This window comes from Erysipelothrix aquatica, assembly GCF_009828775.2.
In the GTDB taxonomy this organism is placed as follows: Bacteria; Bacillota_I; Bacilli_A; order Erysipelotrichales; family Erysipelotrichaceae; genus Erysipelothrix; species Erysipelothrix aquatica.
Window position 1 is genome coordinate 24,713 of sequence record NZ_WTSY02000008.1, and the last position, 14,662, is coordinate 39,374.

Genomic DNA, 14,662 nt, shown 5'->3' on the forward strand with positions numbered 1-14,662 from the left:
TATGAAGTATATTACAGAAGCACAAATCAAAGAAGTTGTAACCATGCCAATGGCATTGGATATTTTCCGCCAAGCATATCTTGAGAACGTCCAAGGGCTTATCTATACAGGTGATCGAATTGTTATGCCAATCATCGATGTTGAAAACAGCGCACAATGGTTAACCGCAATTAGCAAAACAAAGCCTTACTTTGGTTCTAAGTTTTCTTCAGTCTTTCCAAAGAATTTGACGAAGGGGCTACCCAGTGTTATTTCTACAATCAGTCTTTACTCGAATCAAACGGGGGAATTGGAAGCATTGTTGGAAGCAAACTATCTTACAGCCATTAAAACGGGAGGAAGTGCTGGTGTTGCAACTGATGTTATGGCACGTAAAGATGCTCGAACATTGGGAATCATTGGCTCTGGATTACAAGCATTTACGCAAGTCCTTGCTATTCAAGAAGTTCGTGAACTTGAAGCAGTCTATGTTTATGACATTAAGGAAGAATATATCAATGCCTTCATTGAGCGCATTCGTACTGTTCAGAACAGACCCTACCAAATTATCGCTGCAGAAAGTGCCGATGCTTGCGTCGCAGCATCAGATATCATCTGTACATGTACAACATCTCATACACCAGTATTCAGTGCAAACGTGCTACGTGAAGGGGCGCATGTCAATGCAATCGGGTCGTTTACACCTTACATGCAAGAAATTGAAGATGAGGTCGTTGTTAAAGCAAGTCGCATAATCACTGAACACGTTGATGGGTTATGGGCTGCAGCGGGAGATATAATCATCCCCGTTGAAAAAGGGCTTGTAAGTAAAGACAAAGTAGTCGGATCTGTTGGTGATGTCCTTGCAGGAAACATCATCGCACGCGAAAACGATCATGAAATAACACTTTATGAGAGTGTAGGATCGTGCGTTCTCGATGTCGCTATCGCTATTGCTTCTTACGAAACCATTAATAATCAATAAACCACCGGTCCAAATCTAGACCAAAAGAGATTGGCTTGCCATTTATACGGCTACCAATCTCTTTTTTATACTCAGACATAATTTTAAAGCTGAAATGAAATGCTCATATAACGATCAAATCATATCATTACGTTTGCGCTTAAGAACACTAATTAAATACAGTACAGCTCCTGAAGACATCGTCAAGACACCTGCGCTATTGTGAGGTGTTCCCGTCAACGGCAAGGATTCCACAGATGATTCTTCACGATTTTCTTCTACTGGCTTCACCGGCTCTTTTTGCCATTGTGCGATATACTCAACATCCTGAGTTACAACATCCGCGACTTGAGGTGACCATCCCGCGAAAGTATAGCCTTCTCGCTTTGGTGTTCCCACATAGTGCGGCGTCATCGTTCCTTCCGCAACGTCATACATTTGATTTACAAAAAATGATTCGTTGTTGCTCCCATCTAGATACGTAACCGTAAACGTTTGAATCGGCACTGATTTACTAACCCACTGTGCTCTATAGTCAACGTTTTGAGTTACAACATTCGCAACTTCTGGTGACCACCCGACAAAGGCATAACCCTCTCGTTCTGGTATTCCCAGATAGGCCGGTGTCGTTGTGCCTTCCGCAACATCATAAATTTGATTTACAAAGTACGACTCATTGTCGCTACCATCTTGGTACGTTACGGTAAACATTTGAATCGGCACCTCAACGACGCGCCACTTCCCATAAAGTGTTGTATTCCCCTGTATCGTATCAAATTCAAAGTCCCACCGTGATGTTTTCTCGAAAGAGTCATCACGATACCAACCGTCAAACTCATACCCTTCTTTTTGAGGTACCATAGGTTCATCTGCATGACTATCAATTAATAAATTATACTTTTGAATCAATGAGCGTTCCGCCATTTGATTCAAAAGTTACTGTGTATGTATTTACAGGAAAAATAAAACCTTCGGATGCGCGAGATTCATATCCTTCTTTGCTTGAAACAAAGAATAAATCTCGATCCCTACCAACAAAGCCCTCAATTTCAACTTCCGCATTACGGTATTGTTGGTACTCTGGACTTCCATTTTCATCAAACTGGCAAGGATCAGTTGTGTTGTAAACTGCAATGGGTGTTTCATTTTCGTAATCTGCGATTACTTTGCTCCCAATCGAATCATAAACTGTAATCGTTGCATCTTTAATAGGTGTTTTTTCATAACGTTCATCTTGAGTTACACCACGACCTATCAGTGCCCGGAAGGTTGCTTTTCCAGTAGTTTGATCTGGACGTACTCCACCGATCCCAAAAATTTGTAAATCCATTGTAGCATCCAGCCCAGGTGTCCCTGTCCACAACACCTCAGCATTCGTTACGGCAACAAATTGAGTTGCAACTAAAACCACGATGACCGTGAATACACTTAAAATTTTCTTCTTCATTTTTATCCCCTTTTCTTTCCCTCTATTCTTTTCTAAACAACCATTGGCTTCCAAACTGTGAGCATTTCAGACCTTAGAGACATAACAATTGATATCTAATTTCAGAAAACCACCCAGCACAACCCCCAAGGTAAATCATCGATGAAACAATACAACACACTCTAAGAAAATAGTTTGCTATTCGGCAATCCACCAATTGTGTGTAAACTTACACGCATTATGTATACGATACGTATTTATTGTATTGGAGCTGTGTGCGTTTTCCATCATTACTGTTACAGATGGAGGGTAATCTGTACTAAACAACATTTTCCAAGATCAATTTCAGCATATTCTGTTAGTTCTGCTTGCATGCCCCATTTTCTAAACAATTTGAAGTCGTTTCAGTGTAAACAGCAAAAAAGAGATACATTATCGTATCTCTTCTCATATTCACTATTATTCAAAATAATTTGACTCCTTGAAGATGGTTACTAACTTCTACTTCTCATCTTTTGAATAGTATGACTTTACCCCTTTTATTCCACCAAAAAATGCAATCGAAATAAGTAACCAAATAAGATAATTCGAAATTTGATCCATTTTTTTCTCCCATCTTATCACCGGTGTGGCGTTGCACTAGTATTATAACACACCTCGTGTCATAGATACTACAAAATATACAAAGATGTTAGCATAACGACTTGAGTCGATATCATGATTTGAGCGGCAAGTTCATGGCGTTCGGAATATGAATAGCTTGTCTTCGAAAGTGGATTAGTCGAAATCAATAAACAAAGCAATTTTATTATAAAAAAGCACAGCGTTTTTCCTTAGACTAGCAAATGGTTTTCACACTCACATAGACATACAGCAATCGATCTTAATCATGAATTGAAAAAGCTAAATATTCAACTCGTTTGAATATTTAGCTTTGAGTTTTAGAGATTTTCTTAACACAAAATGTGGCTAACTGATACACTAACAAACCTATCATCCCACCAATTGTATTTGCAATGATATCATCTACATCGACTATTCGGAATGACCCTGTAAAATAGATAAGTAAAAATTGTAACGTTTCGATTAAAACAGTAAATACAAACGAATAGTACAGTGTTTTGAAGTATCGATTTTCCTTTATAAAAAGCACATTGATGAGGAAGCCAAAAGGGGCAAACATCACCATGTTTAAATAGAAATTTCGTGACAAGATATTTTCTAATGTTAAGGTCGGTATGAGATTAACTGAATTCCAAATTGGATTTCCACTTCTAATATAAAAATTATTTTTTATACTTTGCAAAGATAGCGGGAGTGGTAATAGCGTAACATCCACGACTATAAATATGTAAATTAGAAAAGAGGACAGCCAAAATATTTCTTTGAATTGCTTTGTCCTTAGTAATTTAAAATACACAATCAAATAGATTAAAGCATAAATAAGGAATCCTGAGTTTAGTTCTACGGCCATTGTTGTCTCCTGTTATACACAATTTATACCACATTTATCGTTTTTAATCGAACTTCGTTTAATTGTAGATTGCAAGAACTAAGAGTAAAAATAAAAAAAAATCAGTGCATTTATCACTGATCTTTGATAGTTATTCAATTAATGGTGGACCATAACGGGCTCGAACCGCTGACCTCATCCACGTCAAGGATGCGCTCTCCCAACTGAGCTAATGGTCCATTTGCTCTCATATGATACCATAGCCCAATTACGAACTCAATGATAAATTGCAACTATTTAGAGAAAGTTTTACTGGGTCTTAAAATCAAGCGATCAAGCATTCCCATTTAGAAGCTTTCCATTGGATAATAACATGTAAAACCATGTTACTTGCTCGTATCAATATCAAATGCAGATGCAATGTCCATATACATTTGGTCGACCATGTCATCCGTCAATCGCAACTCTCCAGATAGTACACGAATCTTGTTACTGCATAATTCATTCACAATATTCGGCATATTATGAATAAGCGGTTCAACGCGAATATCAGCAAGTTGTTTCGGTATGTCTTTGAGTCCCGTTAGCCATACAAGTGTTACTAAATTATCAAAGTTCCTATTCTCTGGGAAATCGCGTGGCCGAGTTATAATGGCGTCCTTGACATACTTACCTGCTTCATCGATGTAATTAACGCAAAGCTCCCGCTTAATAACACGATACTGGGGATATGTATCCCAATATCCATGCAATTCATCGAAATGCCTTTTAGATTTGGATGCATGCAATTCTAGATTCTCTTTGATTGTATCGTATAACGTTTTCATGGTATCCTTCTGTGCAACTTAGTGCTTGCTTTGCCGTGATTGCAGAGGTTCTTGACCCCGCTCGACAGGTTCTTGTTGTTCAGGCCAATAGTAATAGGAATAATCCTTTTCTTTGAGATACGTATTGATAACTTTGGTATAAAAGCGTGGAACTCGAACTCGATCATACATTGAATAGTAATCTGTAACATAGAGGTCGCCGTCAATTGTTTCTGGATCCTCAATGGAATAGAGACAATATAAACTAAATGCACTCATAAATCCAATAACAACGAATACACCCACTCCCTTAACCAACAAACGGATCATTTTGGGAAGTTTTTGGCTTGTATTAACCAAACTGAAAATGGTCCATCCGATGAGTATCATTAATGGAAAAAACATGAATCCAATATGAAGTTTCGCATAGGTGCTTCGTAAAGCTACACCCCGATTGTCAAGGATTGCATTGATAAGTAAAAATATTAGAATCGTAAATAGATTAACAATTGCGAATATTTTATAGTTTCTACTGAACCGCTTCACACGTCGCTCCTTCTTGTTTTACGGACATGAGTGTCGCAATCCAAGATTGTTTTCGATCGAAATCAGTAGCACCTTCATTAAACAGTCCAATTTTCACTAAATCATCTGCGCTCGCAATTTCAAAATCAGCTGACATCACGTATGTAAAAATCGTCCCTTCAAAGAAAGCTGTAGTTGTGATTCCTGGGTACTCACTATCATCATAAATCTCTTCCAAATTCATTCCTGCAATCACATCTTCTACAGGGATGTCTGAATCCCCTTGGAATGGGGAAACATCCATTGATAATGTGGTCTTTTGTTTCGTTACAAAACCGCCCTTAACTTCATATTCAGTTGTAACTTGGCTTTGAATCTCATCTACAGGCACTTCGATCTTACAAACATAGTTTTCTATAATTTCGACGGGTTCAATTTTCTCTTCTGGTACCTTCTCCTGTTGCGTTGCAACCTCTTGAGGTTTTACTTCTGGTTCTTTCGTACAACCACTCAACAATACGAGTGCTAACGTTGCAAAGACAATACATTTTTTCATTCGTGTCTCCTCCTAGAAAAAAAAGCTTACTTTCGTAAGCCTTTATTTTATTTACCTTCTGAACATGTAAAGCCGTTTGATTCAAGCGTTTTTTTAGTTGCTTCCCAACTTACAAACTTAGCTTCCTTATCGCCTTGCCCTTCAATGAGTTGAAGTTCTTGAAGTTTTTTCAAATCAGCCTTAGCATAGTCAATAATATTGATTTCGGTTAAGGATGTATCTGTCGTTTCAATTGCTACTTCAAGCCCTGCAATTTTTTCAAGGTCTTTATGAACCGCTTTAACTTGATCAAGCATTAACTTGCTTGTTTCTTCAGTTGATAAACCTGCAATATCAGAAAGAGCTTTAATATCTAAAACAGTCACAATTTTTTGTGTACTGACTTTATCACCATTGGTCGTGATTGTTTGTGTAACTTTTGCTGGGAGTCCGAGCATATCAGCACCTTTGCATTCATATACTGTTTCTTTCCCTGTGGATGTACATCCTGTAATCAAGAGCATCCCCATCGCTAATACTACTAATAATTTTTTCATACTGTATTCCCCCCGTATAACTATACTTTATAGAACATATCTGTTGTATTTGAGACTATCGTCTTCATTACAAACAAACAATGTTAACATTGTGCTAACATTGTTTGAATAAATGCAAATTTTGTACAAGTTCAATAATTTCTCACAAATATCAGGGGAATGTTCGTGCTTGAAATATACAAATACTTGTTTCGTTTTTAATAGCGATTTCCATATTGGTAGCCCCAAATTGTTGCAGGGTTTTCCCGGCAAGGCGGTCCCTTAACGTCACAAATTGCGTTGATACCACCACTTGATGCACTTTGTGTTCCAAATGTGTTACTACCGTTCCATTGTTGATACGCAGACTGAACCGTTCCTGTACCGAGATTGTAGACTTCTGCATGTACATGAGGTCCTGTCGAACTTCCAGACGACCCAAGGATTGCGACAGTTTGTCCCATGGTGACGACATCCCCAACTGATGCAACAGCACCATTTTGATGAAGATGAGCATAGAGGATTCCATAAACCGTTGTCCCGTCTGTCACGATTAAATTCATATAGTTACCGTAGCCACCATTACAGCCACTGCCATATCCTCCCCACGTCGGACATCCGCCTTGATACGCTACTACCATTCCATTTTGCGGTGCAAGCAACGGCATTCCGACTGTTCCATTTGTGGGTGCAAGATCAACGCCTAAATGCGTACCACCCCATGGATAGGACCAGGTTCCCGCTGATACCCAGTAATTAGATGCTAACGGATAGCCTAAGCTTCCTGGATTACTTGGGGGAGCGATTGCTGAGAAGTTTGACTCTGCAATCGCAACTTTTTGGATGGCCATTTCTTCTTCAATCATAAGATGTGCTTTCTCTTGTTGGAGCACACTCATAATGGCGTTGATATTGTCTTGAACATTGATTGCATCACTGAGTTCTTTGTTGTAAGTGTCTTGTGTTGTTTTTAATGATGCGGCCGTTTGCTCAATTTCTGTTTTATCGTTATTTAATTGCGTCACCAGTTCACGATATTCATTGATCGTATTTTCGTTTGATTTGCGAATGACTTTGACCGCTTCAACCCGGCGAAATATATCCGAAAAATCCTTGGCATTCACGATAAAATCAATATAGCCGTTGATACGCATCGTTGCATGACTCGCACGCATATAGTGCTGCATGTCTTGTTTCTTATTCGCTATTTCTTGTTCTTGCTGTGCAATATTTGCTTGTAGCGATGTAATTTTACCTTCTAAGTTTGATATTTCAGTAGCCGTTTGTTCAATATTTTTGTTAAGGTCCCCAACGAGTAAATGGTATTCATTTAGAGACATCGCATAATCATCAATTTTTGCAGTGATTTCAGCAAGGCTTACTTTGGTGTTTTTTAAGGATGCGAAATCTTGGCATTTTGCATCATCACTGTTTGCTTCGCAGTAGGATGTGTAGGCTCCTTCCGCTTTGACATCTATGGGATTACCTCTTATAGAAAACATCCCAATCAATAATGTCATCATTACGAGATAACGGATTCGTTTGGTCATAATCTGACTCCCTTCCGTATCTTTATAACAAACCAACGTGAAATGTAAATGAGAAACTTTCGCATTTACAACAATCCCATATTTCAGGATATAGAAAAACACGATGCGCAATGCCATCGTGTTTTGTGATTATAGTAATTCGATATTTCCTTTGCAGGTTTCGTATGTTTCATCATCCCATAAAGACACTTGCACTTCACCGATATGAGCTTTCCCAAGAAGTAACATACACATTCTTGATTGACCCAATCCACCACCGATTGTGAGTGGTAATGTTCCGTCCACAACACCTTTATGAAAATCAAAATCTAAACGATGCATTGCATTGGCAAGTTCCAGTTGTTCTAACATTGCGTCGCGATCAACTCGGATTCCCATGCTTGATAATTCCATGGCCATTTGGAGTGGCTCATGCCAGAACATTAAGTCGCCATTCATACTCCAATCATCATAATCTGGAGCACGCATATCATGCGGTTGACCACTTTTGAGTTTACCGCCAATTTGCATAATGAAGGTTGTAGGGTGGTCTTTAACAAATGCATTTTCACGTTCCTTCGAACTCAAGTTAGGATAGAGATCTTCAAGCTCCTGACTCGTAATGAAGGTCACCTCAGGTGAAATAATCACATCAACATCTGGAAACTTGGTTCGAATGCGACTTGATGTTTCAACGATTGCATTCACCAAACCTTGAACTGTTTCTCGCAAATAAGCCTCGGTACGTTGGGAGCTGTTGATAACACGTTCCCAGTCCCATTGATCGACATAAATTGAATGTAAATTATCAAGGACTTCATCACGACGAATTGCATTCATATCTGTATACAAGCCATTTCCTTCGTGGAAATCATAGTCATGTAATGCTTTGCGTTTCCATTTTGCCAACGAGTGGACGACCTCTCCTTCAGTTCCTGAGATTGCTGGAATATCAAAACGAACGGCACGTTCAACACCACTCAAATCGTCATTTAAACCAGAATTATTCGCAACAAATAAGGGTGCTGATACACGCTTTAATTTTAATGAACCCGTTAATGCTTCTTCGAACCAACGCTTGATAAATCCAATCGCTGTTTGTGTTTCGTATATACCTAATGTTGATTGATACCCATGTGGGACTTTCGTTTTTTTCATAATTCACCTCAAAATGTGTTTCTCTAACTATATCATATTTATCTTCTCAAATTAAGCCTCTTTGACAGGCTAAATATTAGAGTCTCGAGGTGTTTGTTGCTATATCATAATCCTTGTATTTACTGTAGAGCATTGCGATTAAGAATAGTAGCGCGAAGACAACAATAATTGTTGGTCCTGTTGGCCACCCGATTCTAAAAGATACAATCATACCTGTAATTATAGCAATGATTGAGGCCAGTACACTTACGGTAAGTGTTCGTTTGGCGTCATGTGCAAGTCGCGATGCAATGAGTGCGGGGAAAACTACGAGTGAGGAAATGAGCAATGTCCCTACGATTCGAATTCCGACAACTATAAATACCGCCATCATGGCATTCACCAAGGCATTCATTCGAAAGGTATGAATCCCTTGGGACTTCGCATAAGTTGCATCGAATACAGTCGCAATCAGTGGCCAGTAATATGTATAAATAACACCAACCGTCGCCATCACAATGACACCACTAACAATTAGGTCGTCAGCACTTGCAGTCAGAATACTCCCCACCAAAAGTGATTCAATCGAGCGGTTAAATCCAGGCATTACCGTCGCAATAATCAAACCAATCGCCAACCCTAGGGCTGATACTGCAGCAATGGAAGCATCGGCTTCTATTGCTGTTTTTTCAATAAGAAGCGTTAATAGAAATGAGACAAGTATGACACACGGAATTGAAAATAACAGGGGTTGATTGGAAAAGAGGTAACCCAAAATAATTGCTGTAAAGGAAACATGCGACAGTCCATCCGCAATCATTGATTTATTGTTGAAGACAAGAAATGGGGACATCAGGGCTGCGCTAATTCCTAGTAATAGCCCCACAATCATTGCATTGACTAAAAAGGGATCATGAAACATAGGTATCCTTTCTAAAGACACATTGGCCTTCACCGACACTTAAAACTTTTCGGTGTGACGGTGGATTTTCTGTCAAGTGATGTGTCACGTTGAGAATCGTTGTACCGGCACGATGTAATCCATCAATGATCATTTCGAGTTGATCTCGTGACGATTGGTCCAATCCAGACAAGGGTTCATCGAGGATCAAAATTTCAGGATTGGAAATCATGGCGCGTGAAAGATAAACACGTTGTTTCTGTCCGCCTGACAAATCCCCAAATTTACGGTGTAGTAAATGACCTATCCCAAACTGATTGGCAACATCAATAATTCGCTGCTTATCCTGTTTACTCAGAAACCAAGATGTCGGTTTTAAACCTAACGCGATGACATCGTGAACACTCAGCGGTATTTTAGTTTCTGTGTTAAGTTGAGGAACATACGAAAGGGCACTGGATTTTCGGTTAATATTTCCGCGCGTAACGTCTAACAGTCCCATAAACAGTTTCACCAACGTTGATTTCCCTGCACCATTGTCACCGACAATATAAACATAAGATCCTTTTTCAATCGTAAAACTTACATCATTAAGGACCCATGTTTTCCCATAGCCAAATGACACGTTTTGAACATCAATGATTGATGGCATGTTTTAAATTCTCAATGTTTTGGTGCATCAAATCCGCATACGTAACATGTGCTTTAAATTGATCGTGGCTAATGTTGTGGTAACCATGCAATTCTTTTATTTCAATTTCTATGTTATCTTGGCGTAACGAATCTTGAATTGATTTCGCAACACGGGGTTCAACCAATTCCTCAATAAACAATGTTGTTGCTTGAGCATCTTTCAAGGATGTTTTGAGTGATAAAATTTGTTGTGCCGTTAAGTCCGCATTCGGGCGGTAATCCTGTGTCAGTGACACAATCTTTAAATGGTAACGATCCGCAAAGGCATCCATCGCATTGTGTCCCGAGAAATAAACGGTTGGGTGGTCTTGGCTTTGCATGTATTGGTCAAAATCTGTATGCATTGTCGTAATACGCGTACTATATGCAGATGCTTGTGTTTCATAATAAGTCGCATTGGTCGGATCAACTTTAATAATTTCTTTTTTCACACTTTCGATAAGTTGGACATATGTAGTGGGATCGGTCCAATAATGGAGACTTCCATGATCATGTTCATGACCCTCATGTGAATGGTCTTTTTCGTGTGAATGGTCATGTTCTGTAGTTTCATGGGTCTTTGTTTCCTCCTCATGCGTATGCGCTGCTTCATCATGCTGATGATCAGTGTCTTCATGATTCTCAGAATGCGCGTGGTTATGGGCTGCTAATTCATAAGATTTGGATAAGTCTAGGGCGTGGTCTTGTGTGCCAAGTGTTTTAACCCACGGCTCTTGATCTTCTCCTACAAAGATAAAGAGTTTTGAATCCTTAATGGCAGTAATATTACGTGCTGAGGGTTCAAAGTTATGCATTTCCGAACCCCATGGCATGATATTTTCAACCACCATTTTATCACCGACGATTGCATGGGCAATGTCATATCCAATAAATGATGTTACGGTGATATCAGGTTTTTGTTGGGCCTGGCAACCTGCGAGAAACATAAGGGATGTTGTGGCAAGAAGGGCTAGTAATCGTTTCATAGTGACTCCTTTAGTTTGATAAGATGAGCTCTATCTTATCAACACTTTAGTTTGTTGCAAAAGTTTCGCAACAACAGTATTACAAACTTTCTGTCGATTTGTCAATACTTGTTGCGAAACTTTTGCAACAAGTGTGTTCTATCCATAAAAAAACAACCACGTTGTGTGGTTGCTTCGTAATAAATCTATTGTATAATGGTTCCCTTTCCGTCAGAAACGGCAAGATGGGCATTCTCTAAAGATGTAATAATTGCTTTGCGGGATGGTTTTGATGCTGCAAAACGGACAGATGCCTCAACTTTGGGCAACATTGAACCAGGAGCAAAATGACCCTCACCAATATATAGATTGGCTTCAGCTATACTCAATGATTCTAACCACTTTTGTTCAGGCGTCCCGAAATTAATAGCAACTTGATCAACCCCTGTTAAAATAACAAGAATGTCTGCATCAATCTCATCTGCAACCTTAGCCGCAGCGTTGTCTTTATCAATAACAGCATCAACACCGATAAATTGGTGATTTTGATCAAGGACAGGGATACCCCCGCCACCATTCGAAATAACAAGCGTTCCTGCATCCATCAACGCTTTAATAGCACCACGCTCAACAACTGTTACGGGTTGTGGTGATGGTACGACACGGCGATAACCCCGTCCCGAGTCTTCAACATATGTGTATCCATTTTCAGCCGCTAATGTCGCTGCTTGAGCTTCTGTATAGAATGGTCCGATTGGTTTGGTTGGATTTGTAAAGGCTTGATCATCCGCATCAACAACCACCTGTGTTAATACAGTAGCAACATCTTTCTTAATATCTCGACGTCGTAATTCATTAGCGATCGCGTTTTGAAGATGGAAGCCGATATATCCTTGAGACATTGCCGCAGCTTCAGGAAACGGCATTTCTGGTACGGCATTATTGGCATGATGTGCTTCATCAAACGCAAGATGAATCATTCCTACTTGTGGTCCGTTCCCGTGAACCACCATGACTTCATCACCACCCGCGATTAAATCAACGATACTTTGCGCTGCAACTGCAACTGCATTTTTTTGTTCTTGAGGGTTATCCCCGAGGGCATTTCCCCCCAATGCTATAACTATTTTTTGTTTCACAATAAATACCTCTTCTAAAATAAGAGCATTGCAAGTCCAATTGCAATGCCTGTAAGTGTATCAATGCCGGATGTATGACCGTAATGTTTGAGATTAAGAAGGGCGCGTTGAAACGCAGCGTCATCACCATCGTTCATGATTGATAAAAAGTTAAGGAGACTATGACTGAACATATCTTCTGACGCATGGCTTAAATATTCAAACGAGACCGCAGTTGTCGCAGAGGGACTTAATTGGCATGTTAAGGCTGCATCAAATGCGTTACGATACGGATTATTGAAAGTATGTAGGACTATGGATAGACCTAAGAGAATATCGTCCCCAGTTGGTGTTAGACCACGCCCTCTACCAAGGAGCCATGTAATAACATCATCAAAATTGTTTGGAGATATCGATTGGAGTTTGGGTATATGTAATGTATCGTATATTGTTTGGTCAAATCCGGTCATTGATGGGTAATGCACGATTTGATGGTACCGCTGTATGAGCGTGGCACGCGCCGGTACAAGCGGTTGTGGATTGTAAGTTTCTATTGGTACATCTTGCAAGTCAATCACGATTGGAGTAAGCATGTTACGAAAGTGAAGACTGTTATGGGTATAAAGGACCATCGTTTGAAGATCTACCGTTGCAAGTTTTGACATCGACCCTTTCATGAGCGTGATGCCATGAGGCATGGATGCCTCGCTAATAAAGATTAAGCGTTCATTCACAAGAAGGTTAAGACCATGCTTAAAAACACTGTGTACCGTTATTTTGAGTGGTATTGGTGTTAACCAAGTAGCCACAGATTGTGATACTGACTGTGCCTTTAAGCGAATCATAACTATCCTTCCATTCCTAGTTTTTGTGCATAGGCAGCAATTGCTTTTTCAAAGCATTCGATTGGTGGGTGTACTGTTCCCGCACCAATTTGGCCAAGGCCTGCTTTTTTGTTCGCAATTCCTGTATTAATTACCGGTGTAATTCCTGTTGCAACGACTTTACGAGCATCAATGCCTAAGTGAGTTCCCTTGAAATTCCAAGTTGGAATAATAAAGTTAGGGTTATGATCCATGACAATCTCATCCATTTCATTGGAAATACGAAGGGCATCATCAAAACCACCAGTTCCAACGAAACGGGTAACTGCAGGGGCTGCAATCATCGCCATTCCACCGACACCAAATGTTTCAGTGATGGCACTATCTCCCATATCGGGACTTGCGTCATCTCCAGAATATCCAGTGAAGTAAAGACCTTGGGGTGTATTTACAGGAGCAGTGAACCATTCATCTCCCATCCCCGCAATACGAATCCCAAAGTTTTCGCCATTACGGCACATTGCAGTAACAATCGTGCCTTCTTTAATCTGACGGGCACCGTCCATAACAGCTTTCGCGGATGCCATCATGATATTTAAGAAGAATTGATCGGTGTCAGCTAAAAATTTAAGTACCTGAGCCCGTTCTGTTTCCGTGATCTCAAGTGTTGCGATAATTGGCGTCACTTCTTTTAGGAAAATTAAGGATGCTGCAATATTACGTTGATGGAATTCATCCCCCATTGCAATCGCACGTGCAACCATTGGGTTCACACTGAGACCATCTTCCATCGCACGAATCGCTTTCCCAAGAACTGGTCCCAGAACATCACGCATCCATTCAAGACGTGTGATAACCTCTTCGGAATAGGCTCCAAAACGTAAGACTGCACCAATTCCTTCATTCATTTGGCAGTATGCTGTTGTTTCATGTTTGCGATCTTCAACAACAAGCACAGGCATATTTGCGGAAGTGATTCCGCCCATTGGACCGACGGCATTCACATGGTGACATGGAATAAAAGCAATCCGCCCTGTTGATAATAGTTCACGCGCTTCGGCTTCTGTCGCAGCCCATTTCTCAAAGAGTACTGCACCAACACAAGATCCTTGCATTGGGTCAGGCATGTTTGCCCACTCAATTGGCGGACCCGCATGCAAGAGTACTTTTCCGTTTAACTCATTAATTACTGATTTAGCAGGTACAACATCGACTAAGACAGGACTTCCTGCTTTAATACGATCGATAACTGCCTGGTTTGCATCTTCAATTGTTTTAAATGTCATGTGAGG

16 protein-coding genes and 1 tRNA gene are annotated in these 14,662 nt (G+C 40.0%); 1 reads left to right on the top strand and 16 read right to left on the bottom strand.

What is annotated here, in order from left to right:
* Window position 1 precedes the first annotated feature (1 nt).
* Window positions 2-964, top strand: coding sequence for an ornithine cyclodeaminase family protein (locus tag GVV20_RS03615; protein ID WP_159740065.1), 963 nt, complete (start codon window positions 2-4; stop codon window positions 962-964).
* 114 nt (window positions 965-1,078) lie between these two features.
* Here GVV20_RS03615 and GVV20_RS03620 read toward each other — a convergent pair whose 3' ends face one another.
* The 16 genes from GVV20_RS03620 to GVV20_RS03695 form a co-directional block, all read right to left on the bottom strand.
* On the bottom strand, window positions 1,079-1,852 hold the full coding sequence (locus GVV20_RS03620; RefSeq protein ID WP_159740064.1) for an InlB B-repeat-containing protein: 774 nt from the start codon (window positions 1,850-1,852) through the stop codon (window positions 1,079-1,081).
* Window positions 1,836-2,390: a hypothetical protein gene (locus tag GVV20_RS03625; RefSeq protein ID WP_159740063.1), complete on the bottom strand. Its 555-nt coding sequence runs from the start codon at window positions 2,388-2,390 to the stop codon at window positions 1,836-1,838. Before GVV20_RS03625 ends, GVV20_RS03620 begins: the two co-directional genes overlap by 17 nt.
* Before the next feature lie 907 nt (window positions 2,391-3,297).
* Window positions 3,298-3,843, bottom strand: coding sequence for a VanZ family protein (locus tag GVV20_RS03630; protein ID WP_159740062.1), 546 nt, complete (start codon window positions 3,841-3,843; stop codon window positions 3,298-3,300).
* Window positions 3,844-3,985: 142 nt separating this feature from the next.
* Window positions 3,986-4,061, bottom strand: a tRNA-Val gene (locus GVV20_RS03635).
* A 147-nt stretch (window positions 4,062-4,208) separates the two neighbouring features.
* On the bottom strand, window positions 4,209-4,649 hold the full coding sequence (locus tag GVV20_RS03640) for a hypothetical protein (RefSeq protein WP_159740061.1): 441 nt from the start codon (window positions 4,647-4,649) through the stop codon (window positions 4,209-4,211).
* An 18-nt stretch (window positions 4,650-4,667) separates the two neighbouring features.
* Window positions 4,668-5,174 carry a hypothetical protein gene (locus GVV20_RS03645; RefSeq protein WP_159740060.1) on the bottom strand — a complete coding sequence of 169 codons (507 nt, stop codon included), beginning with the start codon at window positions 5,172-5,174 and terminating at the stop codon, window positions 4,668-4,670.
* Window positions 5,158-5,709 (bottom strand): hypothetical protein, encoded by a 552-nt coding sequence (locus GVV20_RS03650; protein WP_159740059.1) that lies wholly within the window; start codon window positions 5,707-5,709, stop codon window positions 5,158-5,160. Before GVV20_RS03650 ends, GVV20_RS03645 begins: the two co-directional genes overlap by 17 nt.
* A 47-nt stretch (window positions 5,710-5,756) precedes the next feature.
* Window positions 5,757-6,245, bottom strand: coding sequence for a DUF1307 domain-containing protein (locus GVV20_RS03655; RefSeq protein ID WP_159740058.1), 489 nt, complete (start codon window positions 6,243-6,245; stop codon window positions 5,757-5,759).
* A 197-nt stretch (window positions 6,246-6,442) separates the two neighbouring features.
* Window positions 6,443-7,774, bottom strand: coding sequence for a murein hydrolase activator EnvC family protein (locus tag GVV20_RS03660; protein WP_159740057.1), 1,332 nt, complete (start codon window positions 7,772-7,774; stop codon window positions 6,443-6,445).
* A gap of 129 nt (window positions 7,775-7,903) precedes the next feature.
* Window positions 7,904-8,911 carry an aspartate--ammonia ligase gene (asnA, locus tag GVV20_RS03665; RefSeq protein ID WP_159740056.1) on the bottom strand — a complete coding sequence of 336 codons (1,008 nt, stop codon included), beginning with the start codon at window positions 8,909-8,911 and terminating at the stop codon, window positions 7,904-7,906.
* Window positions 8,912-8,987: 76 nt separating this feature from the next.
* Window positions 8,988-9,812, bottom strand: coding sequence for a metal ABC transporter permease (locus tag GVV20_RS03670; RefSeq protein WP_159740055.1), 825 nt, complete (start codon window positions 9,810-9,812; stop codon window positions 8,988-8,990).
* Entirely contained in the window at window positions 9,802-10,443 is a 642-nt protein-coding gene (locus tag GVV20_RS03675) for a metal ABC transporter ATP-binding protein (RefSeq protein ID WP_159740054.1), read from the bottom strand. The genes GVV20_RS03670 and GVV20_RS03675 overlap by 11 nt, the downstream gene beginning before the upstream one ends.
* Window positions 10,427-11,449 carry a metal ABC transporter substrate-binding protein gene (locus tag GVV20_RS03680; protein ID WP_159740053.1) on the bottom strand — a complete coding sequence of 341 codons (1,023 nt, stop codon included), beginning with the start codon at window positions 11,447-11,449 and terminating at the stop codon, window positions 10,427-10,429. The genes GVV20_RS03675 and GVV20_RS03680 overlap by 17 nt, the downstream gene beginning before the upstream one ends.
* 185 nt (window positions 11,450-11,634) lie before the next feature.
* Window positions 11,635-12,567 carry a carbamate kinase gene (gene arcC, locus GVV20_RS03685; protein ID WP_159740052.1) on the bottom strand — a complete coding sequence of 311 codons (933 nt, stop codon included), beginning with the start codon at window positions 12,565-12,567 and terminating at the stop codon, window positions 11,635-11,637.
* Window positions 12,568-12,581: 14 nt separating this feature from the next.
* A complete protein-coding gene (locus tag GVV20_RS03690; protein WP_159740051.1) occupies window positions 12,582-13,391 on the bottom strand; it encodes an oxamate carbamoyltransferase subunit AllH family protein in 810 nt (269 codons plus the stop codon).
* A gap of 2 nt (window positions 13,392-13,393) precedes the next feature.
* Window positions 13,394-14,656, bottom strand: a complete 1,263-nt coding sequence (locus GVV20_RS03695; RefSeq protein ID WP_159740050.1) for a YlbE family protein — start codon at window positions 14,654-14,656, stop codon at window positions 13,394-13,396.
* Window positions 14,657-14,662: the final 6 nt, after the last annotated feature.

Excerpts from the sequence above, each read along its gene's own strand:
- asnA (WP_159740056.1), bottom strand. The coding sequence starts at position 8,911 with ATGAAAAAAACGAAAGTCCCACATGGGTATCAATCAACATTAGGTATA.
- GVV20_RS03695 (WP_159740050.1), bottom strand. The coding sequence starts at position 14,656 with ATGACATTTAAAACAATTGAAGATGCAAACCAGGCAGTTATCGATCGT.
- GVV20_RS03630 (WP_159740062.1), bottom strand. The coding sequence starts at position 3,843 with ATGGCCGTAGAACTAAACTCAGGATTCCTTATTTATGCTTTAATCTAT.
- GVV20_RS03650 (WP_159740059.1), bottom strand. The coding sequence starts at position 5,709 with ATGAAAAAATGTATTGTCTTTGCAACGTTAGCACTCGTATTGTTGAGT.
- GVV20_RS03655 (WP_159740058.1), bottom strand. The coding sequence starts at position 6,245 with ATGAAAAAATTATTAGTAGTATTAGCGATGGGGATGCTCTTGATTACA.
- GVV20_RS03690 (WP_159740051.1), bottom strand. The coding sequence starts at position 13,391 with ATGATTCGCTTAAAGGCACAGTCAGTATCACAATCTGTGGCTACTTGG.
- GVV20_RS03615 (WP_159740065.1), top strand. The coding sequence starts at position 2 with ATGAAGTATATTACAGAAGCACAAATCAAAGAAGTTGTAACCATGCCA.
- GVV20_RS03675 (WP_159740054.1), bottom strand. The coding sequence starts at position 10,443 with ATGCCATCAATCATTGATGTTCAAAACGTGTCATTTGGCTATGGGAAA.
- GVV20_RS03625 (WP_159740063.1), bottom strand. The coding sequence starts at position 2,390 with ATGAAGAAGAAAATTTTAAGTGTATTCACGGTCATCGTGGTTTTAGTT.
- GVV20_RS03660 (WP_159740057.1), bottom strand. The coding sequence starts at position 7,774 with ATGACCAAACGAATCCGTTATCTCGTAATGATGACATTATTGATTGGG.
- GVV20_RS03680 (WP_159740053.1), bottom strand. The coding sequence starts at position 11,449 with ATGAAACGATTACTAGCCCTTCTTGCCACAACATCCCTTATGTTTCTC.
- GVV20_RS03640 (WP_159740061.1), bottom strand. The coding sequence starts at position 4,649 with ATGAAAACGTTATACGATACAATCAAAGAGAATCTAGAATTGCATGCA.
- GVV20_RS03670 (WP_159740055.1), bottom strand. The coding sequence starts at position 9,812 with ATGTTTCATGATCCCTTTTTAGTCAATGCAATGATTGTGGGGCTATTA.